The following is a 19,157-nucleotide window of genomic DNA, read 5'->3' as shown; positions in this document are numbered from 1 at the left end:
TGTGCGACTCGGCAGGCCGGTCTGCCGGTCAGTGCTGTGGCAGCGGACCCCGGGGCTCGCCTGCGCCGTGATCAGCGGAAGTAGTTGAGTACCAAGCGTGTGACGTCGGCGAGGAAGCGTTCGCGGGGGATCGGCGGTGCGTCCAGGATATAGCGGATCGTCAGATGCTCGACCGCGCGCACCAGCATCCAGGCGGCGGCGTCGAAATCCACGTCGGCGGGTACCTCCCGGGCGCGCATGCGCAGCGCCGCCCGTGCGAGTTCGCCGATCTGCTGCTCGAAGGCCAGGACGGTCACCCCGGTCGAGAGCCGCGGCGTCTGCTCGACCACCGCGCGCAGTAGTTCCCGGTCGTCGCCGAGGGCATCGAGCAGTTCGGAAATCGTCTCGGGCACAGCGACTTCGGGCCGTCGGGTGAGATTCGCCAGCACCCGGGCGCGGACTCGGTCGGCGACCCCGGCGGTATAGCGTTCGATCACCGCCGAGATGATCGAATCCTTGTCCGGGAAGTACTGGTACAGCGAACCCGGGCTGATGCCGGCGGCCGCCGCGATGCGATTGGTGGACGCGCCGTCGTAGCCGTGCGCGATGAGCACCGCCTGCCCGGCGTCGATGATCCGCGCCACCATGGCGCGCGAGCGCTCCTGCTGCGGCGTCTTGCGCGGCGGAGCCGGTGACTTCCGCGCCGTAGCAGGCGATTTCGGGGTGCGGCGTTGCGGTGTCATTGCGGTCCAGCGGCGGTTCGGAATGCGAATTGAATGCGAGCGATCATTCGTGTCAGCGTGAAAACATGGTGGCATACAGCGCAATGGCGCGCGACCCACGACCGGATCCGGAGCCGCTCGGCCCGGACTCGCTGACGTGGCGGATCTTCGGTTCGGTGTTCTACGCGCCGACCGGGCTGTTCATCGGCATGGTGCAGAACATGCATCCGGGGCTGGGGGCGGGCGTCGAGTTTCATTCCGAGATCCAGGACGAGTTCTATCAGCGGGTGATGCGGTCGCTGTATCCCATCGCGGGGGTGGTGTACGACGGGCCGCGGGCGCGGCAGACCGCGCGCGAGATCGTGGGATATCACCGCACCATCAAGGGGGTCGACGGGCAGGGGCGCAGGTATCACGCGCTGGACCCGGGCACGTTCTACTGGGCGCACGCGGTGTTCTTCATGCAGACCGTGCGGGCCGCGGAACTGTTCATGGGCGGGCTGGATGATCGGGAGCGCGAACAGCTCTGGCGGGAGCACTGCCAGTGGTACGAGCTGTACGGGATGAGCATGCGGGTGGTGCCGGCGAGCTGGGCGGAGTTCCAGCGGTACTGGAATGATATGTGCCGCAATACTCTCGAACCGACCAAGGCGGCGTGGGAGGTGTACCGGCTGGCGGAGAACGCGCCGGTGCCGCCGTTCCCGGTGCTGCGGCAGCTGCCGCAACCCTTATGGCGCTGGGTGATCCGGCCGTCGGGGGCGCGGTTCTACCAGTTCGTCACGGTGGGCATGTGCGATCCGGCGATCCGGCGCACCATGGGATTCACCTGGACCGCCCGGGATCAGTGGATGTTCGACCGGATCTGCCGGGCCTTGACCGCGCTCAACCGGGTGACGCCCGACGAGGTGCGCTACGCCCTGCCGCGAGTGCGGGCGGCGCGCCGGCGGGTGACCGGGAAGCGACCGGCGTGGATGCCGCCGCCGGAGGCGCCCGAATCGCTCTGGCCCGCACCGGAACACCGCGACGACCCCAAGCACTACTGCCCGGTGCACGCGAGCGGCGGCCGTGATGCCGTCACCACATTCCGGCAATTGACAGGGTTCTGACAATGCACGAGTACGACTATTACTACCGCCCCGGCATGGCATTGCGGCCGCCGCCGCCCCGGGCCGTGGCCTCCGATCTCTGGCTCGAACCGCGCCGGGCGATGCTGTCGCCGTGGATCGACGTGCGCCGCGAACCCGTCGAGACGCCGCGCACCCGGTTGATGGCCGACCATCTGTGGCAGGGCGACGAACCGATGGACCGGGTGGTGGCCTCGTTCCGGCAGCTCGGTGCGGCGGGCGGGCGGCGCATGCTGAATCAGGCGCTCGCGCACGGCATCGACAGGGTGGCGGCGCCGACGCCGGAACTGGTGGACTTGTTCGAACGGCTGGACAATCCGCCGGACTGGTACGACCCGGAGCTGTGGGAGTACGGCCGGCGGCGCTGGATCAACGTGTCCACCGCCGGGAAGATGGCCATGGGCGTGCAGGATTTCATGGGCACCTTCGTGGGTGCGGAAGTCGCCTCGGCGGTCGGGGCGACCGGCCGGTTCGTCCGCGATCCCTACCGCCGCGGCCTCGAATCGGCCGTCTGGTTCCGCAATGTCACCGCACCCGGCGCCATGGAACGGCGCTCGCCGGTCTTCGCCGACACGATTCGCGTGCGGCTCATGCACGCGCAGGTGCGCGCCATGCTGCGCCGCCGCTGGGGTGACGAGCATTTCGCGCGGCACGGCAGTCCCATCTCGAACGCCACCACCATGGGCGCGGCGGTCACCTTCGGGCTCAATCCCATCTGCTTCGACCATGTGCACGGCAGGCGTTCCACCACGGCGCAACTGGATGCGGTCATGCACTACTGGGCCTACATCGCCTATGTCTTCGGCGTCTCCGAGGAATTGATCCCGCATTCGGCGGCCGAGGGAATGGAGATGGCCGACTACATGGTCGCCACCGCGGGCGTCGCGCCGGAATGGACGGCGAACATGACCGGCGCGGCCACCGCGCGCTTCACCGCCGCCTCACCGGCGGGCCGGCTCCGGATCGCCGCCACGGCACCGCTGTTCGGCATGTTCGCGTACTACAGCAGTCCCGGATTGGTTCGAACGTTGCTCGCGGACACGCCTTTACATTCGGTTCCGGTGCAGCCGTGGTCCGCGCTCACCGGATTGGCCGCCGATACCGCGGTGCGCCTGCGGGTCATCGACGATCATCTGCCCGGTGCGCGGGGCCGCCGCGCTCGTCGTGCCGAGCGCATCGACCCGTTCTGGGAGCGCAACACCCGCGTCGCCCGCTTCCTGGCCGGACGGGTCGGCATCCGCGGCACGCCGTACGACCACCACGACGTCTCGGCCGACAGCGTGCCGCGCTGCCCGGTCTGATCGCGCCGGTCGGTGGTGGCGCACTGCCCGGTCCGAGCACGCCGTCCGAGGTTCGCGCTACGCGCCCGCGCCGCCCTCGATGCTCAGGTACACGACCATGAGCGTGAACAGGAACCAGCCCGCGCCCTGCCAGATCGGCCAGGTCCGCCCGGCCCGCCACTCCCGGAAGGTCATCACGAAGGCCCCGATCCCGCCGAACAGCAGCACCAGCCCCGGGCCGAGACCCACGACCAGTCGCGAGGCGGTGTCGCACAAGGTGGTGTCGTCCAGGCATTGCGAGCGCGCCGAAGCCCACACCAGCGTGATGACCGCGACCAGCGCCGCCAGGGCCAGAATGCTCAGCACATAGCGCGCCGCCCGGCGGAACGCCGGTGGATCGTTCCAGCTCTTGCCCACGTCATTGGACACCCGCCACACCTCCTCGCCGAGAAAGTACCCGCTCAGCGCGTTCCGAACCGGCAGGCAGGTTTCAACGCGCGTCGGCCGCCAGGCCCAATCCCAGCGCCACCAGGACCGCCGCCAGCGCCCGCTCGATCCGCTGCCGGATCCCGGTGCGCCGCAACCATTCCCCGGCCCGGTCGGCGGCCAGTACCACGCCTACGCACCAGGCCGTGTCGATCACCAGCTGCACCACGGCCAGTGCGATCACCGTGCCCAAAACCGGCCCCGACTCGGGCAGGAACTGCGGCAGGATGGTCAGCCCGAACACGGCCGCCTTCGGGTTCGCGGCGATCGAGATCAGCGAAGCCCGGAACGCCGCGCCGGGCGTGCGCCCACCGGGCAATGCCGAGGTCAGCGCCGCACCGAAGGCATCATCCCGTCGCGATCCGCGCCACGCTTGAATCCCGAGCCAGATCAGCACCAGCGCACCGACGAGATGCACCGCCTGGTTCATGACCCGGTTCGCCACCAGCAGCGGCGACAATCCCGCGCCCCCGGCGAGCGTCCACGCGAACACGCCGATCTCGTTCCCGGCCACCGCCGCCAGCCCGGCGGTTCGCCCGTCCCGCAGCGAGCGTTGCAGAAACAGGGCGGTGGCGGGCCCGGGAATGGCGGCCAGAATCAAGCACGCGAGCATGAAGGCGGGCAGAACATGGACCCAGTGCGGCATTCACCCGATGCTGCCATGGTCGTCGCCGCCCCGACCACCGGTTTTCCGCCGAATCGGTGTCAGGCGCGGCCTGCGGTGAGGAAGTCCGTGCCGCCGACGTACACGGTGTGCCCGGGTTCGAGGTCGTCGCGGGTGGCGTCGGCTACCGCGGTGGCGAACTCCTCGACGGTGGGCAGCGCGCCCTCGTCACGGCGGGCGGTGACGGCGTCCGGGTCGCGGCGCTCCAGGAGGCGCACGATGATGGTGCCGTCGATCATGTCGCCGGAGACGACGGCGAAACCGATTCCGCGCCGGGTGAATTCGGGGATCATGCCGCGCAGTACGTCCTCGCCCGCGCGTTTGCTCGCGGCGATGGGCTCGTAGCCGGTCGGGACCGGGCGGGTGGCCGAGAAGTGGGCCTGGTGGCTGGTGACGAAGACGATCCGCCCGCCGGCGGGGAGATGGGGGAGCGCCAGTTCGACCAGGCGGGCCTGGGCATCGCGGTTGATCGACATGGCGTAATCCGGTGCCGCGTCGCGCTCGAGGCCGCCGGAGGCGTTGAGCACCAGCACATCCAGGCGGCCGAATTCGGCGACCACGGTGTCGACGAGCGTGCGGGCGCCCTCGGCGTCGGTGATGTCCGCGCCCGCCACCGACGCGCTCCCGCCCGCCGCGATGAGCTCGGCCGCGAGGGTTTCGGCGCGTTTGCGCTTCTCCCGGTAGTTGACGATCACGTGGTCGCCGCGGGCCGCCAGTACCCGGGCGGTTTCCGCGCCGATCCCGCGAGATGCCCCGGTGATCAGCACGATTCGGCGTAGGCCTGCCCTCGGTGCGCCGCCGTCGTTCATACCGTTCCTCCTACCCACCCGACCGCTTCTAATTCAGAACCAATATGGTGGTTCGAAATGAGAAGCGCAACTCAGCCGCCGCTCGCGGCCATGGACCTGCTCGGTCAGCGGTGGATGCTGCGCATCGTCTGGGAGCTGGAGCCGGGACCGCAGGGATTCCTGGGCCTGCGCCGGCGCATGGACAACTGCTCGTCCAGCATGCTGTCGGTGCGGTTGCAGCGGCTCCAGGAAGCCGGCGTGCTGGTCAAACGCGAGGACAAGGCGTACGAATTGACCACGGCCGGAAGGGAACTCGCGACGGCCCTGGAACCGGTGTGGCAGTGGGCCCGGGAGCGCCTGTGAAACGTGGACGGCTGCGGCGGCCGCTCGCCTGGACCGCCGTTGTGCTGGCGGCGCTGCTGGTCGTCGCCACCGGCCTGTACGTGCTGATGAACTCGCGCACCTATCAGGTGGCGGGACGGCTGATCTCGCGGGCGGACACCGCGGACAAAGTGGTCGCGCTGACCCTCGACGACGGGCCGACCGGGCACACCCCGGAGATTCTGAAAGCCTTGGCGGACGCCGGGATTCCCGCCACCTTCTATCTGATCGGCAGCGAACTGGCCGACCATCCCGAACAGGGCCGGGCCATCGCGGCGGCCGGGCACGAGATCGGCAATCACAGCTACCATCACCGGCGCATGGTGTTCGTGACCCCGGGGACGGTGCGCGAGGAGATCGAGCGCACCGACGCCGAGATCGCGAAAACCGGCTATCAGGGCCCGATCACCTTCCGCCCGCCCAATGGCAAGAAGCTCATCGCCTTGCCGCGCTACCTGGCCGAGCACGATCGCACCACCGTCATGTGGGATGTGGAACCGGATTCGGGCAAGCGCCCGAGCACCGACGAGATCGTGGCCGAGACCCTGGACCGGGTCCGCCCGGGATCCATCATCCTGTTGCACGCCATGTACGACACCGGCGCCGCGTCGCTCGCCGCCATTCCGCGCATCGTGGCCGAACTGACCGCGCGCGGGTACCGCTTCGTCACGGTTTCGAAGCTGCCGGGGATATAGCCGATGTCCGGCGAATGCCAAGAACTGTGCAGTTGACCTAATTAGCACATACACTGTCTGGGACGTAAACAAGGTTTGGAGAGGTGCACGATGGGAGAGCGGACGGTAGTCGCCGACGTCGCCGACGAGCTGGCGCGTCGCGTGGCATCCGGGCAGTACAGTCCCGGCGGATTGATGCCGTCCGTTCGTCAGGTGGCCGACGAGTTCGAATTGAATCGCGCTACGGCACAGCTGATCCTGGGGCGCCTGGAGTCCTACGGTTTCGTGGACGCGCACCGCGGCAAGGGATTCGTGATTCGCGATGTGCGCGCCGAAGGCGGCGTGGACGTGTACCGGCGATTGTTCCGGCTCTCCATGCCGGATCCGGAAACGGCCGCGGAGATGTTCGGCCACATCGTGGACGAGGAACGCGGTATCGCGCTGGAGGCGCTGCTGGCCTATACCGGCAGTGACCGCGAGATCGACCCGGCCGAATTCAAGTCCGATATCGACGAGCTGGAAACCCTTGCGCGCGGCGCGGATCCGGATCCCGAGCGCATGCTGCGCCTGGAACTCGGCCTGCTGCGGCGCTTGCTGACCGCGCTCGGGCTCTCGGTGCAGCGGGCGGTGCTCAACTCGATCGGTGAAATGGTCCTGGAGGTGCCCGAGGCGGTGCAGGCCTACTTCGCGGTATCGCCGGACCTGCACGTGCTGGTGTGGCGGGCGCTGGTCGCCGTCTGGGAATCCGACGGCGGGCCGAGCGAAGCGCAGCTGGCCCTGTTCGAGGACCTGTTCGGCATGTACCACCAGAAGGTGGTGGCCCGCTTCGAGGAGCTGGTCGGCGTGGACGTGGCCGGCGCCGAAGTGCTCCCGCACGTGGTGTCCGCCTGAGGTTTTCGATGATCCGCCGGGGATAACCGACGGATCGGTTTCGTCTCAGACGCCATGCGCCCGGGTGCAGGCGCTCAGGAGACGCCGATGGCGGCATTCATAATGGTGCCCGCACTGGTGGCGACGATTCCCCCGATGAGCGCTCCGGCCACCTGTTTCGGTGATTGCAGCGCACCGCCCTGCCATTTCTCCCAAGCAAACCGACCGCCCGCATAAATAATCGCGAGCGTGCCGGATAAGAGCACGAACCAGGTGAAATAACGGACCAGCCGCAGCAGTTTGTCCGCGGCCGGCGGCGTCTCGGGGGTCGGATCGAAGACCTGGGCCAACAGGTCGTGCGCGGTGGTGGCAGCGGTGAGAAGCATCTCGGCGCTCTTCCGTGTGACGGCAGTTCCCTATCCGGGGTACCCGCCATTCACCCACTTGCGCAAGCGGATTCGGACGATCAGTCGACGTCGTTGTCCGCGGACAGGTACGCGATGGCGGCTAGATACTGCCGGCAGGCGAAATGCTGATCATGTTTGCGCAGAATGGCGCGCGCCGAGCGATAAGTAAGACCACGCGGTTCGATTTCGCAATCGTCACCGGAGATATCTGTACAAGGGGCGAGCATCTGGGTCATTTGATGCCTCTGGCCGATGGGATAGTGATCCGAGTTTAGGAGTCCGCATCGTGCAAATGCAAGTACATCTGCACGATCGGTCAGCCGCGTCGGGAGGCTTCGGGTCCCATTCGGTGTTGTTGTGACATCAGGGTTTACGCGCCATGCCGCCATAGGCCGAAATGTCCGATACGGGCGCGGTGGACTCCGATGTGGACGACACTACCGGCCGCCAGCGCGGCAGCGGGACGAACCCGGGCTCCAGTAATTCCAGGCCGTCGAAGACCGCGCGCAATTCTTCCTCGGGGCGTGGCCGGTAGGGCAGGCCGCCGGACTTGGCGTACTCCAGGCAGAGCTTGACGTAGGCGTCGCTGTCCACGGTGCCGTCCCAGAAGACCAGATAGCTGCCCGACGGCAGCGCGGCCACGGTCTCGCGGACGATGCGCAGCAGATCGGCGGTGCTGTCCGCGTGCCCGAGCACGCCCATGAACATGGCGGCGACGGGCCGGGTGAGATCCAGGACGGCGTGCGCTTCGGTGAGAATCCGGCCGGGGGAGTGGAAGTCGGCCTCCAGGCAGGCGGTGACGCCCTGGGCGCCGCTGGTCTGGGCGCGCACGTGCGCCAGCACCAGCGGATCGTTGTCGACGTAGAGCACCCGGGCCGCGGGCGCCAGCGACTGGGCCACCTCGTGGGTGTTGTCCGTACTGGGCAGTCCTGTTCCTATATCGAGGAACTGGGTGATGCCGAGTTCGCCGGCGAGCAGACGGACCGCGCGGGTCAGGAAGCGCCGGGATTCCACCGCCATGGTCGTTATGTCCGGATCTATGGCGAGGCTGGCATCGCCGACCATCCGGTCGATCTCGTAGTTGTCCTTGCCGCCCATCCAGTAGTTCCAGACGCGCGCCGAGTGCGGGATATCGGTCCGAATCGCGGGGTGATGGGTTTCAGGCATAGGGGAACTCCTCGACGACTGCTTGCGCGCGTGTTAGGTCCGATCTGTCAAGTGACAGTACAAGATTCGTTCGCCGGGCATCCGGCGCTTGGTTGGCGAACCGTGGAATTTATCAAACCGACCAGTCGGATATGTCGTTTTCGCTTCGCAACTTCGCACGGACCTGGGGTTTTCCAAGATCAAAGCTGTTGTGTTGCAAAGGATGTGCCGCAAACAAGGGATCGATGCCGGGCTATCTGCGTGCTATCGTTCTTGTTGCGGTTGCAACTGTAAGTACATTTGACCGAACGTTTGCAAGTACTGGACCACCGTCTGCGGGCGGTACTGGCAAGGAGTCTGAAATGACCGATTCATCGGCAACCCGGATCGACCCGGCGACACTCTCGTGGCGCAAGAGCACTTTCAGTAATCCCAGTGGTAACTGCGTGGAACTGGCGGAACTCACCGATGGTCAAGTGGCCATGCGCAACTCGCGCGACCCGCTGGGATCGGTGCTGGTCTACACCCGCCCGGAGATCGATGCGTTTTTGCAAGGCGCCAAGAGCGGAGAGTTCGACTACTTGGCACGCTGAGCGGTAGCATTGGCAATCGGCGCGGTGGTTCCGACGTTGCGGTTGTGAGTCCACTGCCGGCAAACCCGAGCAACGGAGTGGAAACTCATGGTCGCAGAACCCGTAGCCCACGGACTGGCGGATTCCGCTGTCGCCGAACGCGGTCCGACCGCAGTACGGATCGCGGTCGGCAGTCAATTGCGGAAGTTGCGGGAATCCAAGAACATCACCCGGGAAGCCGCGGGTGACCACTTCGCGGATCCCATGCCAAGATCAGCCGACTCGAACTCGGCCGGACCGGATTCAAGGAGCGTGACATCCGGGATCTGTTGAGCCTCTACGAGGTCAACGATCCCGGCGAGCGCGCCCAGATCATGGATCTGGTTCGCAAGGCCAACGAGCCGGGCTGGTGGCATCGCTACAGTGACCTCCTGCCGCAATGGTTCGAGACCTATCTGGGTCTCGAGCATGCGGCCAAGTCCATCCGAACCTATGAGGGCCAACTGGTCCCCGGCCTGCTGCAGACCGAGGACTACGCCCGTTCGATGGTGGCGCTCGGCCATGACGCCGACGGTGAGCGACGCGTATCGCTACGCCGTCGGCGCCAAGAGCTGTTGACACGTCCTGGCGCGCCGAGCTTCTGGGCCGTACTGGACGAGGCGGTCCTGCATCGGCCGATCGGCGGGCACGGCGTGCTGCGCGATCAGATCAATCAGCTGATCAAGGTGTCGAACCTGCCCAATGTCACCATCCAGATCTTGCCGTTCTCGGCGGGTGGTCATGCGGCAGCGGGGAGTTCGTTCACCATGCTGCGGTTCGCGGAGCCCGAATTGCCCGATATTGTGTATTTGGAGCAATTGACGAGTTCGCTGTACCTGGATCGCCGTCAGGATCTCGAGCTCTACCGGCAGGTCATGGATCAGCTCAGCGTGCAGGCCGAACCGCCGGAGCGTTCGCGCCAGCTCATGGAGAAACTGGCCGCGGAGGCCGCCGCGGCAGCCGAATAACCGGTCGCAGCAGGGGGAATCAGCCGCGTCTGAGCCCGAGTGGCGATAGACGCGGCACAGTCGTGTGCGCGGAATTTTCGGACGAAAGCGCGCGCCATGGAATGTGACTGCGTGAATGCAAGTGAATTGGCAAGGGGGAGGCTGGCATTGCCGGCGGTGAACACGGCATAACGGGGCCCCGGGTGGGGCCCCTGCTGGTGGTTACGACCTCATTGCCGAATGAAACTCGACGCTATCCGCCAGAATGCCTCGGGCTGCATCATGTGCAGATCCCAATCGTTCACCATGGCATGAGCGGTCGTGACGATTCGGTCGATATCGAAATCGTACCGAGTGGCCGCTCCGGTGGATTCGACCTGCCTGATGACGAAAGCGGTTGCCGTCTCCCGAGAATAGGATTGTGCCGGCGTGCTTCTTTCGGCAAACCCAAGTCGGCTGAGGTTGATTGGCTGGTTCATGCGAACGCCCCTGACGCCAGGCCGACGGCTAAGCGATGGCGAGGAATCGCCGGTGATTCACCGCTCGGCGCTCTGGTTGTCCCCTATTGATGCCTTGCACTTGCAGGAACGAGTCTATGACCGTGCTATGCGCAAATGCAAGTGCATCTGCAACCTCGAATACGCAGGCAGAGGGCTGTTTTGGGGATGCTAAAAGTTTGCACGGACGGGGCGGCGAGCGCTATTTCGGAACGAATACTCCGGTGAGATCCGCCTTCTTGATCGGCGTATCGGGGTTGGCCTGCGCCTCACACATGAGTTTTATGGTGGCGATGGCCGTATCGACGGTGTCGGAGTCCGGTTCGGGGGTCCGGCTCTGCTCTTGTTCCAGGAATTTGCGGGTGGTCACCCGCTGCTTTTCAGTGTCCTGCTGGACGAATTCGCTACAGGGTGTGTCGCCGCCCTTGTTCACGAGTTGCTCGGCCTCGGAGCAGCCGGACAGTGCGGCGACGGCGAGTCCGGCGGCGAGGGCGAGCCCCGCCGCGGGCCGGGGAAGAGTGCGCATGACGTCCGTTCCTAGAACCCGGCCAGGCCGGCGGCCAGGCTGTCGATTTCCAGGGCCGCAATGGCGTCCTGGCGTACGTCCGGGCATTGACTCGTGGTCACCTGGTCCACCACCGCCCGATCGCGCATAACGGCGGCATTGATGCCGTTATTGCGCATGGCCCAGTTGTGCACCGTGCCGTTGAATGCGACCCGCCCGATGGTCGGTCCCTGATCGCGCCACTTGGAGACTTCCGGTTTCATCATCTCGCACAGTTGCTGGGCCGCCTCGGTCGAAATGGATGGGGCGCCTTCGGAAGTGAAGACGGGTCCGCGGTTTTCCCCGGTGGTGCTTCCGGGCGAGCCGGATTCGGTGCTGTTGGAACACGCGGCCGCTCCGGTGAGCAGCCCGGCCGCGAGCAGCGCTCCGGCGGCCATGCCTCGAATTCTCATGACTCCTCCTTATCCCGGCGTTCGACCCGGCGGTGTTCGAGCACCATCTGCGCGATACCCAGGCTCAGCAACGCCACGCTGGCCACCGTGCCGATGACCGCCCAGCCGACGAATCCGTAGCCGGCGGCCGTCAATGTCAATGCCACGGCCACGATGCCGAGCGCGGACAGAATCAGTCCCGGCCAATTGCGGGTGTCCTCCAGGGCTTCGCCGGCGTGCGGCCGGGTGGTGCGGTGCTCGTCGGGGCGGTAGTCGCCGGTGCTGTTCGCGGAATAGCGGAGTGCTCCGGGGCGTGAATCGTCGTGCGCGGCAGGCATCATCGCTGTCCTCTCTCTGCGGAGCCTGATAACAGGCGCATACCCGGACCGGCACGGGCCAATCACGGGCGGGTCAGCCGGTCAGGACCGCCGGATGCAGTTCGTAGACGGCGAAGGCCGCCCGGATCACCGGCTGGGCGACATTGCGCACCCGGGTGCCGCCGGGCGTGGTGCCGCGCTCGCAGCCGTGATGGGCGTGCCCGTGCACGGCGAGTTGCGGGCGGCAGGCGTCGATGGCCTCACCGAGCAGATAGGAACCCAGGAACGGGTAGATCTCGAGGGGTTCCCCGTGCAGCGTGTCGCCGATGGGGGAGTAGTGGGTGAGCGCGACCGTCACCTCGGTGTCCAGACCGGCCAGCGCGGTGTGCAGGGCGGCGGCGAGATCGACGGTGTGCCCGGCGAACTCGCGCATCTGCCGTTCGCCGAACACGCTGGCGCATTTGCCCGCGAAGCCGCCGCCGAAGCCCTTGGTCCCGGCCACGCCGAGCCGGATCCCGGCCACCGGCACGGTCACCGCCGAGCCCTCCAGCACCGTGATGCCGTGGTCGGTGAGCAGTGCGGTGATCTCCTCCGGCACGTCGCCGTGATGGTCGTGATTGCCCAGCACCGCGATCACCGGCACTGCCAGCTCGGCGAATTCCCGGGCCACCACCCGCGCTTCGGCCAGGGTGCCGTGCCGGGTCAGATCGCCGGCGAGCAGCAGGACGTCGGCGCAGTCGGGCAGCTCCTCGAGCGCGGGCCGCAGCGAGCCGCCGGAATCCTCGCCGAGATGCACATCGCCGACGGCCGCTATTCGAACCCGGGCGGTCGGTTCGATGGCCGTCGGCGGCCGCGGGCCGTCGCCGTGCATGCCGGTCCCGTCCGCGCCCGCCCCGTTCAGTTCAGCTCCTCGTGCTCGGTGGGCGCGTTCGCGTGGATCACCCGAACGTCGTTGTGCACCCGCAGTTTCGGCGCCAGCTCGTGCACCACCGCCTCCAGTTCGCGGCGGCGGGCGGTGCCCATCACCTCGCCGCTGAGCACCACCACATCCCCGCGCAGCGTGACCTGCACGCCCAGCTCGGCGGTGCGCGGATCCTCGGCGAAGGCGCGGCGCAGATTGGCCACCAGATATTGCGGCAGGATCGCCTCGGTCCGCCGCTCGGTCGGATCGGTCATGTCCCCAGCCTCTCGTTGCTCGCTGATGCCCAGATCGCCGAGCAGGCCCAGGAAGGCCCGCGCGTACGGCGACATCTCGGTTTCGGTGCGCACCCGCGCCCAGTCCACCTGCTCGCGCAGATCCCGCGCGATGTGCAGCAGCCGGGTGAAGTCCAGCCGGTGCGGGTCGAGCACCATGAGTTTGTCCACCAGCAGATCGGTGCCGCTGATCACCGGCGCGGCGGTCGGCCCGATACGCAACCAGCCCGCCCGGCCCAGCAGTTCGTCGGTGACGGTCCGGTAGTTGGGCCGGAAGATCAAGTCCACCAGGGTGTCCCCGTCGTAGACCTTGGTCAGCCAGTCCTCCGCCGGATCCACCGGCCGCAGCCCGCACGCCGTCAGCGCGGCGCGGGCCCGCTGCGCGTCCCGCGGCTTGACGAAGATGTCCACATCGTGATCCGAGGCCGGCCCGCCGCGGGCGTAGACCGCGCAACCGCCGCCGACCGCGAATGGAATCTCCTTGTCCAGCAGCGTGTTCACCACGCGGGTGAGCGTGTCGAGGAGGCGGTCGATCGTCTGGACCATACCCGGGGCATACCCGTGCCGCCGCCCGCTAATCGGGCGTGATTGATCGGCCGCGGACCGGGTAGGGCGTGCCCAGGAAGGGAAGGTCGATATGCCGGCGGGTGCGGATCGGGAATGGGATATGGCGGCGCGCCACGAAACGGAGATCGAACGGCTCGACCGGAATTGGAACACCCTGATCCAGGAAACCCGGGTGGTGCAAACCGGCGTGCAATTGCTCACCGGATTTCTGCTCACCGTACCTTTCCAGGCGCGTTTCCAGACCCTGTCGGATTGGCAGCGCGGGCTGTATCTCGCGACGGTGCTGGCCTCGATCTGCGCCACCATTTTCCTGGTCGCTCCGGTATCGGCGCATCGAATTCTTTTCCGCCGCCATCGAATCGACACCGTGGTGCTTTCCGCGCACCGCTACGCCATGACCGGACTGGTGCTGCTGGCGGCGGCGCTGGTGATGGTGGCGGTGCTGATCTTCGATGTGGTGGCCGGTCCGCTCGCGGCCGCGAGCGCGGGATGCGGGCTGGGTTTCCTGTTCGCCCTGTGCTGGGTGGTACTGCCCTGGCGGCGGCGTGCCGGTAGCCCGCGCTGGCGCCCCGGAAACTCGGATGTCCAAGTACCGCAGCATGTTTCGGGTCCGAATCGCCGGGTATCGCCGCATTGTCAGTCGAACACCGACACCGTGGAGGTGAATCTCTTGTCCGAGCACGAGAAGAGCGGATTCCGTGAGGGCTTCGAAGGCACCGTGGAAGGCGCGAAGGGTAAGGCCAAGGAAGCCGCCGGCACCGTCTTCGGCAATGAGAACCTGCGTGACGAGGGCCGTGCCCAGCAGTCGCGCGCGGAGGACCAACTCGATGCCGCCAAGCACGAGGCCGAGGCCGAAAAGGAACGCGCCAAGGCCGAAGCGGAGGAAAAGCGGCAGCGTGCCTACCAAGAAGGCAATCGATAACCCATAGCAAGGAAATGCCCGGCGGTCGGTCCGCCGGGCATTTCGCCCGTTCAGGAGCAGCTTTTCAGGAGCAGCGCACACGATCAGGATGTCGTCGAACTCCTGATGTCCCAGCACAATCAGATCAAACAATTGCTCGAGCAGGTGCAGGCCGCGCCCGGGCTGAGCAAACGCGAACCCTTCGAGGAATTGGTGCGGCTGCTGGCCGTGCACGAGAGCGCCGAGGAGGAGGTCATCCATCCGACCGCGCGCCGGGTGGCGGTCAACGATCAGATCGTCGACGCCCGACTGCAGGAGGAGCAGCAGGCCAAGCGGGAACTAGCCGAACTCTTCGAGATGGGTCCCGAGCACCGGGAGTTCGATCAGCGCTTCCGGGCCTTCGCCGAGCGGGTCGTCGAGCACGCCGAGATGGAGGAGAAAGAGGAGTTCGGGCCGCTCCTGCAGCACTCCTCGGCCGCGCAGCGGGCCAGCCTGGCCACCGCGGTCCGGGTCGCCGAGGCCGTCGCCCCGACCCGGCCGCACACAGTCGGCGGCGAGTCCGCGCTGTCCAATGTGGCGTTCGGCCCGCCGCTGGCCGTCTTCGACCGGGTGCGCGACGCCGTGCGCGATTGGCGGCGGCAGAGCGAGCAGAGCTGAATCGCGCGGGTTCCGGGCCGGTTGTGGGAAATGCCACCCGGTGCGGACGGGACTCATTGTTGTAACCGGTTTCAGCGGTGTGTTAGGTCTGGGAGCAGTGGTTTCGATCGACTGCACCGGACAGGAGCCGTACACCGTGATGGATGTGCCCGCGTATTTCGACGAGGTGGACGGCGGTTTCCAGCCGACTCGCTTCGCGGCCAGTCAGTGGTCCGCGGCGCAGGTGGTGGGCCCGGCGCTGTGCGGGCTGATGGCCCGGGAACTCGAACGGGCGCACGCCACCGACGGCTTCGTACCGGTGCGGCTGACCGTCGACATGTTCAGCGCGGCCCGTTTCGAGCACACCACCCTGCCGACGGTGCGGGTGCGCGACGGCAAACGGATCCGGGTCGCCGACGTGAGCGTGGTGCAGGGCGGGAAGGTCGCGGCCCGGGCCTCGGCGGTCCTGCTGCAGCCCTCCGAACAGCCGCCCGGGGCGCTGTGGCGGCGGGACCGCGAACCGGAGCCGCCCTCGCTCGCGGTCGCGCCCCCGTCGGCGCTGCCCAGGGTGCCGCTGTTCGGCAGCGCGGGCGAGTGGTCGCCGCTGCCGACCGAGCACGAGAACGACAGCCGGAAACGGACCTGGCAGAACCCGATTCGTACCGTCACCGGCGAGGAGCTGTCGCCGTTCGTGCGGGCCGCCATCGTCGGCGAGGCCACCAGCATGATGACCAACTGGGGCGATGCCGGGATCGGGTTCATCAATACCGATATGACGCTGGCCCTGGTGCGCATGCCGGAGGGCTACGAGATCGGGGTGGAGGCCGACAGCCACTTCAGCGAACGCGGGATGGCGGTCGGCACCGCGACCCTGTTCGACCGGCGCGGGTCCTTCGGCAGCGCCATGGTGACCTCGGTGTCCAATGCCGGCCGGCAGATCAGCAACGCGCAGTTGGATATTGCGGTGTCGGCGCGTATCTAGACCGGTTCCGGGGGAGTCTGTGACAGATCCACCGGACCGTGACAGAATGTCTTCAGGTTGAGACTACAGCCGCCCGGTTCTTGCCGGGGATCGCTCGCATCGGCGAGCGTGGTAGTGGTATCGCCTTCCGGCGTATCGCCGTCGCGCCTCTTTTTTTCCGACACCGTCGGTGTGGTTCCCCAGTGCGCAGGAACCGGACATCCCCTCCCCAGGAGGTAGTCATGTCCGCAATTGCCGTACTCCAGCGTGGCGTCGAAGCCGACGCCATCGCCTCCGGTGCCGAACGCGATCGCCCCGAACAGCATTCGCCGCCCGTAACCGATCCGGCGCACTCGTGCGCCGTCGTGCGGGTGGAGGGTGAACTCGATGCCGCGGTTCTGCCCGAATTCACCGAGGCCCTGGAACGGGCGATGACGTCCGGTTCGGCGGCCGTGGTCGTCGACTTCCGTCAGACCAGTTTCCTGAGCATCGGCGGCGCCTCGGCGCTGGCCGGGGCGAAGGAGTCCGCCGAGGCGGTCGGCGTGGAACTGCGAGTGGTGGCCTGCCGCCGGGAAATCGAGCGCGTGCTCGAGGTGACCGGTGTGCGGCCGTTGTTCCGCTATCACTCTTCGGTTCAGGCCGCGCTGGAGGCATAGTTGTCGATGGAGGTCGGGTGGGATCGGACCGGTTCCGGTCCCACCGATCCACTGCCGGAGCGCCTTTCCGGAGCGGATACTCGTGAGGTGACAACAGGTGGTGAGCTCTCGGCGGATGAGGCTCAGGCTTTCGACCAGGTGATCGGCAGCGGGCACGCACAGCACGTCGGCAGTTTTCGTTTCTGGTTCGCCGATCAGCGCTGGGAATGGTCCGACGAAGTGGCCGCGATCCACGGTTACCAACCCGGCACCGTGCAACCCACCACCGAACTGCTGCTCGAGCACAAGCATCCCGAGGATCGAGAGCAGGTGGCCACCTTCCTCGCCAGGGCAGTGGAGAACGGGGATCCCTTCTCCAGCCGGCACCGGATCATCGACACCCATGGCGACGTGCACCACGTGATCGTGGTGGGTGACCATATGGTTGACGAAAAAGACAATGTGGTCGGCACGACCGGCTACTACATCGATGTGACCGACACTCTCGCCGAACATCGGCAGGAGACCTTGGACGACACCCTGCCCGAGCTGTACCGGGCGCGCGCGGTGATCGAACAGGCCAAGGGTGCGCTCATGCTCGTCTACGGCATCAATGCCGAACAGGCCTTCCGGGTGCTGACCTGGCGCTCGCAGGAGACCAACACCAAACTGCGCACCCTGGCCCAGCAACTGGTAGCCGAGGTGACCGCCATGGGCGGGACCGCGGTCGAACTGCGCACGCGTTTCGATCACGTGCTGCTGACGGTCCATCAGCGGCTCGAGTCGTAACCGGCCCGGGGCGATCCACGACGGCGGCGGGGTTTCCCCGCCGTCGCGGTGGGTATCGCGGCGATAATGCGAGGGACGAACGGATACAACAACGGCCGGGCGCGGCGTATCTCGTCACGGTCGCTCGGCAATGGACTAGCGGAGATGCGCATGACAGAGTGGATTTCCCGGCCGGCCACCGATACCAGCACCGTCGGCCTGCGGGTACCTGCCGAACTCGAGCAACTGACCATGCTGCGGGCGCTGGCCGAGACCGTGGCGCTCATCGCCGATTTCGCCCTCGACGAGGTCACCGATATCCGGGTCGCGCTGGACGAGGTCGCGACCGCGCTCATCGTGGCGGCGGTGCCGGGCAGCCATATCGCCTGCGATTTCGACTTCGACGAGCAGCGCATGCTGGTGCGGGTGGGCGGCGCCACGGTCGATGCGGATGCCTTGGACGAGAACGGTTTCGGCTGGCACGTGCTCGACACCATCACCGAGAATCTCACCGCGCATCGTCATCCCTTCGATCCGGCCGCCGGCGGATACCCGGTGCTGGTCGAATTCAGCCGGTTACGAGGCGTCGCCGATGGTGGATGAGTCCAAGCCCCGCCCGCCCGCGCGCTCGCGCAGCCGCGGCGACAGCTACGACAATATCGAGCCGATGTTCGAGGAGCTGGCCGCCATCGACCCGGCCGACCCGCAGTACGAACGCGTGCGGGAGAAGCTGATCGGGCGCTGCATGCCGCTGGCCGACCACATCGCGCGCAAGTTCTCCGGGCGCGGGGAATCCTTCGACGATCTGCTGCAGGTGGCCCGGGTCGGGCTGGTGCAGGCGGTGGATCGCTTCGACGTCACCCGCGGCTCGTCGTTCCTGTCCTTCGCGGTGCCGACCGTGATGGGCGAAGTGCGCCGGCATTTCCGCGACAATACCTGGGCGGTGCGAGTGCCGCGCCGTACCAAGGAGATTCAGCTTTCCATCGGCGGGGCCATCGATACGCTGGCGCAGCGGCTGGGGCGGCTGCCCAAGGCCCGCGAGATCGCCGCGGAGCTCGAGGTGGACCTGGTGGAGGTGACGCAGGCGCTGATCGCGGGCAATGCCTATCAGCTGGCTTCGCTCGACGCCGTCACCGGTGACGACAACGAGAACACCCCGCTGTCGCTGATGGAGGTGCTCGGCGAGGTCGAGCCCCGCTACGACCGGGTGGACGAGTTCATGGCGGTCAAACCGCTCCTCGCCGAACTGCCCGAGCGCGAACAGCACATCCTCATCATGCGATTCTTCGATGCCAAGACCCAGACGCAGATCGCCGACGAACTCGGCATCTCGCAGATGCATGTCTCGCGCATCCTCGCCAAGACCCTGGGCTGGTTGCGCGAGCAGGCACTGCGTGATTGACCGGCGCGAAAACTCCTGACTCACACCGGGTTCGGCGGCGGCGGCGAGGGACTCGGGATCGGCGGGACGGGTTCCGGGCGCGGCTGCGGGGGAATCGGCTCCGGTTGCGGCTGACCGGGAATCGGCTCGGGCTGCGGGAGCGGCGGCTGCGGCGGCGTCGGCGGAATCGGGTTCGGCGGCGGATGGGGCAAGGGGTCCGGCTGCGGGGTAACGGGTTCCGTGGCGGTAAGGCGGTTTCGCATGGTTTTCCTCCTCGGTCGATGC

General features: G+C 67.2%; 26 protein-coding genes and 1 pseudogene. 14 read left to right on the top strand and 13 right to left on the bottom strand.

Annotated features, from left to right (window positions below; translation table 11 throughout):
• Window positions 1–71: 71 nt before the first annotated feature.
• Window positions 72–722, bottom strand: coding sequence for a TetR/AcrR family transcriptional regulator (locus NY1_RS07965; RefSeq protein ID WP_233434247.1), 651 nt, complete (start codon window positions 720–722; stop codon window positions 72–74).
• Window positions 723–787: 65 nt separating this feature from the next.
• On the opposite strand from NY1_RS07965, the gene NY1_RS07960 reads away from it, so the two are divergent.
• Entirely contained in the window at window positions 788–1,807 is a 1,020-nt protein-coding gene (locus NY1_RS07960; protein WP_218028325.1) for an oxygenase MpaB family protein, read from the top strand.
• Window positions 1,808–1,809: 2 nt separating this feature from the next.
• Window positions 1,810–3,126, top strand: coding sequence for an oxygenase MpaB family protein (locus tag NY1_RS07955; RefSeq protein WP_067709927.1), 1,317 nt, complete (start codon window positions 1,810–1,812; stop codon window positions 3,124–3,126).
• A 57-nt stretch (window positions 3,127–3,183) separates the two neighbouring features.
• Here the strand turns inward: NY1_RS07955 and NY1_RS07950 are convergent, their stop codons facing one another.
• The 3 genes from NY1_RS07950 to NY1_RS07940 all read right to left on the bottom strand — a co-directional run bounded on the left by NY1_RS07950 (window position 3,184) and on the right by NY1_RS07940 (window position 5,064).
• Window positions 3,184–3,534 carry a hypothetical protein gene (locus NY1_RS07950; RefSeq protein WP_067710172.1) on the bottom strand — a complete coding sequence of 117 codons (351 nt, stop codon included), beginning with the start codon at window positions 3,532–3,534 and terminating at the stop codon, window positions 3,184–3,186.
• Between the two features lie 61 nt (window positions 3,535–3,595).
• A complete protein-coding gene (locus NY1_RS07945) occupies window positions 3,596–4,237 on the bottom strand; it encodes a LysE family translocator (protein ID WP_067709925.1) in 642 nt (213 codons plus the stop codon).
• A 59-nt stretch (window positions 4,238–4,296) separates the two neighbouring features.
• Complete coding sequence (locus NY1_RS07940; protein WP_067709922.1) at window positions 4,297–5,064, bottom strand: SDR family oxidoreductase; 768 nt, start codon at window positions 5,062–5,064, stop codon at window positions 4,297–4,299.
• 57 nt (window positions 5,065–5,121) lie between these two features.
• Here NY1_RS07940 and NY1_RS42685 point away from each other — a divergent pair, with 57 nt between their 5' ends.
• The 3 genes from NY1_RS42685 (at window position 5,122) to NY1_RS07925 (ending at window position 6,989) form a co-directional block, all read left to right on the top strand.
• The gene (locus NY1_RS42685) at window positions 5,122–5,406 is read left to right on the top strand and encodes a winged helix-turn-helix transcriptional regulator (RefSeq protein ID WP_067709920.1); all 285 of its coding nucleotides are present in this window, start codon (window positions 5,122–5,124) and stop codon (window positions 5,404–5,406) included.
• The gene (locus tag NY1_RS42680) at window positions 5,403–6,119 is read left to right on the top strand and encodes a polysaccharide deacetylase family protein (RefSeq protein ID WP_439956000.1); all 717 of its coding nucleotides are present in this window, start codon (window positions 5,403–5,405) and stop codon (window positions 6,117–6,119) included. The genes NY1_RS42685 and NY1_RS42680 overlap by 4 nt, the downstream gene beginning before the upstream one ends.
• 90 nt (window positions 6,120–6,209) lie before the next feature.
• Window positions 6,210–6,989: a winged helix-turn-helix domain-containing protein gene (locus tag NY1_RS07925; protein ID WP_067709919.1), complete on the top strand. Its 780-nt coding sequence runs from the start codon at window positions 6,210–6,212 to the stop codon at window positions 6,987–6,989.
• A 74-nt stretch (window positions 6,990–7,063) separates the two neighbouring features.
• Here NY1_RS07925 and NY1_RS07920 read toward each other — a convergent pair whose 3' ends face one another.
• The 3 genes from NY1_RS07920 to NY1_RS07915 all read right to left on the bottom strand — a co-directional run bounded on the left by NY1_RS07920 (window position 7,064) and on the right by NY1_RS07915 (window position 8,542).
• Window positions 7,064–7,354, bottom strand: coding sequence for a hypothetical protein (locus NY1_RS07920; RefSeq protein ID WP_067709918.1), 291 nt, complete (start codon window positions 7,352–7,354; stop codon window positions 7,064–7,066).
• Window positions 7,355–7,434: 80 nt separating this feature from the next.
• Entirely contained in the window at window positions 7,435–7,611 is a 177-nt protein-coding gene (locus tag NY1_RS42675; protein WP_157762104.1) for a hypothetical protein, read from the bottom strand.
• Window positions 7,612–7,738: 127 nt separating this feature from the next.
• Window positions 7,739–8,542 carry an SAM-dependent methyltransferase gene (locus NY1_RS07915; RefSeq protein ID WP_067709915.1) on the bottom strand — a complete coding sequence of 268 codons (804 nt, stop codon included), beginning with the start codon at window positions 8,540–8,542 and terminating at the stop codon, window positions 7,739–7,741.
• 341 nt (window positions 8,543–8,883) lie between these two features.
• Between NY1_RS07915 and NY1_RS07910 the strand changes: the two genes are divergently transcribed.
• Both NY1_RS07910 and NY1_RS07905 read left to right on the top strand, forming a co-directional pair.
• Complete coding sequence (locus NY1_RS07910) at window positions 8,884–9,114, top strand: DUF397 domain-containing protein (protein WP_067709911.1); 231 nt, start codon at window positions 8,884–8,886, stop codon at window positions 9,112–9,114.
• An 87-nt stretch (window positions 9,115–9,201) separates the two neighbouring features.
• Window positions 9,202–10,100, top strand: a pseudogene (locus NY1_RS07905) (Sco1979 family transcriptional regulator).
• Between the two features lie 209 nt (window positions 10,101–10,309).
• Here the strand turns inward: NY1_RS07905 and NY1_RS07900 are convergent.
• The 6 genes from NY1_RS07900 to NY1_RS07875 form a co-directional block, all read right to left on the bottom strand.
• Window positions 10,310–10,558 carry a hypothetical protein gene (locus NY1_RS07900; protein WP_067709910.1) on the bottom strand — a complete coding sequence of 83 codons (249 nt, stop codon included), beginning with the start codon at window positions 10,556–10,558 and terminating at the stop codon, window positions 10,310–10,312.
• Window positions 10,559–10,778: 220 nt separating this feature from the next.
• Window positions 10,779–11,102 carry a hypothetical protein gene (locus NY1_RS07895; RefSeq protein WP_067709908.1) on the bottom strand — a complete coding sequence of 108 codons (324 nt, stop codon included), beginning with the start codon at window positions 11,100–11,102 and terminating at the stop codon, window positions 10,779–10,781.
• A gap of 11 nt (window positions 11,103–11,113) precedes the next feature.
• A complete protein-coding gene (locus NY1_RS07890; RefSeq protein WP_067709907.1) occupies window positions 11,114–11,533 on the bottom strand; it encodes a hypothetical protein in 420 nt (139 codons plus the stop codon).
• Window positions 11,530–11,850, bottom strand: coding sequence for a hypothetical protein (locus tag NY1_RS07885; RefSeq protein WP_067710168.1), 321 nt, complete (start codon window positions 11,848–11,850; stop codon window positions 11,530–11,532). The genes NY1_RS07890 and NY1_RS07885 overlap by 4 nt, the downstream gene beginning before the upstream one ends.
• A 73-nt stretch (window positions 11,851–11,923) precedes the next feature.
• Window positions 11,924–12,700, bottom strand: a complete 777-nt coding sequence (locus NY1_RS07880) for a metallophosphoesterase family protein (RefSeq protein ID WP_067709906.1) — start codon at window positions 12,698–12,700, stop codon at window positions 11,924–11,926.
• Between the two features lie 26 nt (window positions 12,701–12,726).
• Window positions 12,727–13,569, bottom strand: a complete 843-nt coding sequence (locus NY1_RS07875) for a hypothetical protein (protein WP_067709904.1) — start codon at window positions 13,567–13,569, stop codon at window positions 12,727–12,729.
• Between the two features lie 91 nt (window positions 13,570–13,660).
• Here NY1_RS07875 and mbp1 point away from each other — a divergent pair, with 91 nt between their 5' ends.
• From mbp1 to NY1_RS07840, 7 genes are all read left to right on the top strand, one after another.
• Window positions 13,661–14,512 (top strand): microaggregate-binding protein 1, encoded by an 852-nt coding sequence (gene mbp1, locus NY1_RS45370; RefSeq protein WP_067709903.1) that lies wholly within the window; start codon window positions 13,661–13,663, stop codon window positions 14,510–14,512.
• A gap of 39 nt (window positions 14,513–14,551) precedes the next feature.
• On the top strand, window positions 14,552–15,148 hold the full coding sequence (locus NY1_RS07865) for a hemerythrin domain-containing protein (RefSeq protein ID WP_267888401.1): 597 nt from the start codon (window positions 14,552–14,554) through the stop codon (window positions 15,146–15,148).
• Window positions 15,149–15,245: 97 nt separating this feature from the next.
• Window positions 15,246–16,109: an acyl-CoA thioesterase domain-containing protein gene (locus tag NY1_RS07860; protein ID WP_233434246.1), complete on the top strand. Its 864-nt coding sequence runs from the start codon at window positions 15,246–15,248 to the stop codon at window positions 16,107–16,109.
• A gap of 221 nt (window positions 16,110–16,330) precedes the next feature.
• Entirely contained in the window at window positions 16,331–16,744 is a 414-nt protein-coding gene (locus tag NY1_RS07855) for an STAS domain-containing protein (protein WP_067709894.1), read from the top strand.
• An 87-nt stretch (window positions 16,745–16,831) separates the two neighbouring features.
• Window positions 16,832–17,512, top strand: coding sequence for a PAS and ANTAR domain-containing protein (locus NY1_RS07850; protein ID WP_067710164.1), 681 nt, complete (start codon window positions 16,832–16,834; stop codon window positions 17,510–17,512).
• A gap of 150 nt (window positions 17,513–17,662) precedes the next feature.
• Complete coding sequence (locus NY1_RS07845; protein ID WP_067709893.1) at window positions 17,663–18,094, top strand: ATP-binding protein; 432 nt, start codon at window positions 17,663–17,665, stop codon at window positions 18,092–18,094.
• Complete coding sequence (locus NY1_RS07840) at window positions 18,084–18,893, top strand: SigB/SigF/SigG family RNA polymerase sigma factor (protein WP_067709889.1); 810 nt, start codon at window positions 18,084–18,086, stop codon at window positions 18,891–18,893. The genes NY1_RS07845 and NY1_RS07840 overlap by 11 nt, the downstream gene beginning before the upstream one ends.
• Window positions 18,894–19,157 lie beyond the last annotated feature (264 nt).

It is taken from the genome of Nocardia yamanashiensis NBRC 100130, from assembly GCF_001613325.1.
Taxonomy (GTDB): Bacteria; Actinomycetota; Actinomycetes; order Mycobacteriales; family Mycobacteriaceae; genus Nocardia; species Nocardia yamanashiensis.
The sequence above is the reverse complement of the archived record's forward strand: the minus strand, read 5'-3'. Positions and strand labels throughout refer to the sequence as shown.

Coding starts and splice junctions, on each gene's coding strand:
- NY1_RS07965 (WP_233434247.1), bottom strand. CDS start 722: ATGACACCGCAACGCCGCACCCCGAAATCGCCTGCTACGGCGCGGAAG.
- NY1_RS07960 (WP_218028325.1), top strand. CDS start 788: ATGGTGGCATACAGCGCAATGGCGCGCGACCCACGACCGGATCCGGAG.
- NY1_RS07955 (WP_067709927.1), top strand. CDS start 1,810: ATGCACGAGTACGACTATTACTACCGCCCCGGCATGGCATTGCGGCCG.
- NY1_RS07945 (WP_067709925.1), bottom strand. CDS start 4,237: ATGCCGCACTGGGTCCATGTTCTGCCCGCCTTCATGCTCGCGTGCTTG.
- NY1_RS07940 (WP_067709922.1), bottom strand. CDS start 5,064: ATGAACGACGGCGGCGCACCGAGGGCAGGCCTACGCCGAATCGTGCTG.
- NY1_RS42685 (WP_067709920.1), top strand. CDS start 5,122: ATGAGAAGCGCAACTCAGCCGCCGCTCGCGGCCATGGACCTGCTCGGT.
- NY1_RS07925 (WP_067709919.1), top strand. CDS start 6,210: ATGGGAGAGCGGACGGTAGTCGCCGACGTCGCCGACGAGCTGGCGCGT.
- NY1_RS07920 (WP_067709918.1), bottom strand. CDS start 7,354: ATGCTTCTCACCGCTGCCACCACCGCGCACGACCTGTTGGCCCAGGTC.
- NY1_RS42675 (WP_157762104.1), bottom strand. CDS start 7,611: ATGACCCAGATGCTCGCCCCTTGTACAGATATCTCCGGTGACGATTGC.
- NY1_RS07915 (WP_067709915.1), bottom strand. CDS start 8,542: ATGCCTGAAACCCATCACCCCGCGATTCGGACCGATATCCCGCACTCG.
- NY1_RS07910 (WP_067709911.1), top strand. CDS start 8,884: ATGACCGATTCATCGGCAACCCGGATCGACCCGGCGACACTCTCGTGG.
- NY1_RS07900 (WP_067709910.1), bottom strand. CDS start 10,558: ATGAACCAGCCAATCAACCTCAGCCGACTTGGGTTTGCCGAAAGAAGC.
- NY1_RS07895 (WP_067709908.1), bottom strand. CDS start 11,102: ATGCGCACTCTTCCCCGGCCCGCGGCGGGGCTCGCCCTCGCCGCCGGA.
- NY1_RS07890 (WP_067709907.1), bottom strand. CDS start 11,533: ATGAGAATTCGAGGCATGGCCGCCGGAGCGCTGCTCGCGGCCGGGCTG.
- NY1_RS07885 (WP_067710168.1), bottom strand. CDS start 11,850: ATGCCTGCCGCGCACGACGATTCACGCCCCGGAGCACTCCGCTATTCC.
- NY1_RS07880 (WP_067709906.1), bottom strand. CDS start 12,700: ATGCACGGCGACGGCCCGCGGCCGCCGACGGCCATCGAACCGACCGCC.
- NY1_RS07875 (WP_067709904.1), bottom strand. CDS start 13,569: ATGGTCCAGACGATCGACCGCCTCCTCGACACGCTCACCCGCGTGGTG.
- mbp1 (WP_067709903.1), top strand. CDS start 13,661: ATGCCGGCGGGTGCGGATCGGGAATGGGATATGGCGGCGCGCCACGAA.
- NY1_RS07855 (WP_067709894.1), top strand. CDS start 16,331: ATGTCCGCAATTGCCGTACTCCAGCGTGGCGTCGAAGCCGACGCCATC.
- NY1_RS07845 (WP_067709893.1), top strand. CDS start 17,663: ATGACAGAGTGGATTTCCCGGCCGGCCACCGATACCAGCACCGTCGGC.
- NY1_RS07840 (WP_067709889.1), top strand. CDS start 18,084: ATGGTGGATGAGTCCAAGCCCCGCCCGCCCGCGCGCTCGCGCAGCCGC.